The organism is Klebsiella sp. Ech2A (assembly GCF_030078455.1).
Lineage (GTDB): Bacteria > Pseudomonadota > Gammaproteobacteria > Enterobacterales > Enterobacteriaceae > Klebsiella > Klebsiella terrigena.
This window is the reverse complement of sequence record NZ_JAQGFU010000334.1, coordinates 1-2,769: the sequence shown is the minus strand read 5'-3', so window position 1 is coordinate 2,769 and position 2,769 is coordinate 1. Positions and strand designations below refer to the sequence as shown.

The window sequence follows — 2,769 nt, the reverse complement described above, 5'->3', positions numbered from 1 at the left end:
GCCATAACCTGGACATTCAGGCAGCCAGCCTCACCGGCAGCCGCGGCAGCGTGCTGGCCGCCGGGGTGCAAAATGACGGCAAACTGGCGGAGAGCGGCGACCTGCGGCTGCACGCCGACGGCCAGCTGAGCGTCCACGGCCAGACGCTGGCCGGCGGAAACCTGCACGCCAGCGGCCAGGGCGTAGACGTCAGCGGCAGCCAGACCCAGGGCCAGCGGGTCGAGCTGGACAGCGGCGCGGGCCACCTGCTCACGCAAAACGCCGGGGTCAGCGCCCGGGATCTGACCCTGCGCAGCGGCCAAACGCTCAACAACGACGGCGGCACGCTCAGCGCCGACGCGATAACCCTCTCCGCGCAGCATCTTTCGAACCACAAAGGCAAGCTGGTGCAGACCGGCGGCGGCGCTCTGGCGGTTAATCTGCCGGGCGATATCGATAACCAGGAAGGTGAAATTGCCGCCAACGGCGATATTCAGCTCACGGCGCACGCCGTCGATAACCGCAGCGGGAAAGTGCTGGCGGCGCAGGGCGGCAGCCTGACGGCGCAGACCCGGGCGACGCTGGATAATCGCCGGGGCACCCTCGCCGCGGCGGGCGATAACCGGATCAATGCCGGGGATCTCAACAATAGCAAGGGGCTGATCTCCGCCGCCACCGGCAGCGGCGAGATCCGCAGCAAGCAGGCGGTCAGCAACGGCAAAGGGCGCATCGAAGCGGCCAAAACGCAGACCATCAGCGCCGCCGGGCTGGATAACCAGCAGGGGGTTATCGTCGCCGACGGGGCCACGCTGGCGCTCGCCGACGGCACCTTCAACAACCGGTCCGGCTCGCTGTATTCGCACGGCGCGCTGGCTATTCACAGCGGCGCGCTCGATAACCAGTTCGGCTACCTCGCCAGCGGCGGGACGCTCACCTTCAAAGGGGGCGATGTTGATAACCGTGCCGGTCAGTTCGCCGCGGAGCAGGCGCTGAACGCCAGCTTCAGCACCTTCCTGAACCAGGAGGGCAGCCTGAAGGCGCTGGGCGCGATGACGCTGAGCGGCGGCACGCTGGACAACGCTCGCGGGATCGTCGGCGCGGGCGGCGCGCTCGACGTTGGCGTCAGCGCCCTCGATAACCGCCAGGGCATCCTGTTCAGCAACGCAGACGCCCTGCTCCGCGCCGACCGGCTGGACAACCAGGGCGGCCAGCTGGCGGCGCAGCGGGCGCTGAGCGTTAACGGCGGGCAGCTGGTCAACGATAGCAGCGGCCTGATCCAGAGCGGCGGGAGCCTGACGCTCGCCGCGGACGACATCAGCAACCGCAGCGGCAGCATCATCAGCAGCGCAGCCGCCACCCTGCGTAGCCAGCAGCTGCACAACGGCGGCGGAGAGATCCAGAGCGTCAGCGATCTGCTGATCGATAGCGCCCGCGGCATCGTGGACAATATTTCCGGGCTGATGCGCAGCGGCGCGACGCTCACGCTCGCCGCCGCCCGGCTTATCAACCACAACACCCTAGGCGACAATCAGGGGCTGGAGGCGCAGAACATCGCGCTCGCCACCGAGGCGCTCGATAACCACAGCGGGATGATCCTGGCCGATAAATCGCTGACGGTGCGCAACGGCGGCGAGCTCGACAACCGCAGCGGCGGGCTGGCGGCCTCCGGGACGGTAGATATTCGCGGCGACGGGCTGGCGCTGCTGAACCAGGGCGGCACCGTGAAAGCCGGCGAGATGCTGCGCATCGACGCGGATAGCCTCGACGGCGGCGGTCAGCTGCTGTCGCTCGGCGATATGGCTCTGAGCAGCCGCCGGTCGCTGAATAACAGCGGGACGATGGTGGCCAACGGCAGCTTCACGCTCGCCTCCGCGGGGGATATCACCAACGGCGGTAAGCTGCTGGCGGGCAGCAGACTCGACCTCACCAGCCGCAGCCTGAGCAACGGCGCCAGCGGCGAAATTAACGCCGGGCAAAACACGCTTAACGTCAGCGACACGCTGTTCAACGCCGGGCTGATCGACGGCGGCTATACGCGAATTAACGCCGGAACCCTCACCAACAGCGGCAGCGGGCGCATCTACGGCAACGCCATTGGCGTCAATGCCGTCACCTTCAACAACCTGGCGGAAAACGGCACGGCGGCGACCCTTGCCGGGCGCGAGCGCGTCGACCTCGGGGTACAGACCCTGAACAACCGCGATCATGGGCTGATCTACAGCGGCGGCGATCTGCTGATTGGCGGCGCGCTGGGGGATAACGGCGCCGCGATCGGCCGGGCGGGAACGATCGATAACCACAGCGCGACGATCGAATCCGCCGGAGATATGACGATCGCCGCCGGGCAGATCAACAACATCAACGATCGCTTCACTACCGGGATCGTCACCGTTTCTCAGGAACAGGTAACTGAATATCAGCACACCGGCTCCCCCAACCGCTGGAACGCCGCGGACGACGGCGTGTTTGTCGACGGTAACTCCGCCGACGGCCTGCGCAATCTGAATACCCCGGACGACACCGGCAGCAATAACGATAGCTTCAACCAGTTCGACTATACCCGTACGGTGGAAGAGACGCGGATCCTCGAATCCGACCCGGCGAAGATCCTCGCTGGCGGCAATATAACGCTCACCGGCGACCGCCTGCTGAACGATAAAAGCCAGGTCATCTCCGGCGGTACCCTGGCGATCGCCGGCCTGCGGGAGGTGAAAAACGACGACGTAACGGGCGAGCGGCGGACCACCGACGTCGGTACCGCCACCCACTACTACCGTATTCGCCATAAAG

General features: G+C 66.5%; 1 protein-coding gene. It reads left to right on the top strand.

The features are described from left to right. Positions 1 to 2,769: beta strand repeat-containing protein (locus tag PFH44_RS26495; RefSeq protein ID WP_367575713.1), on the top strand; the 2,769-nt coding region annotated here is incomplete at both ends.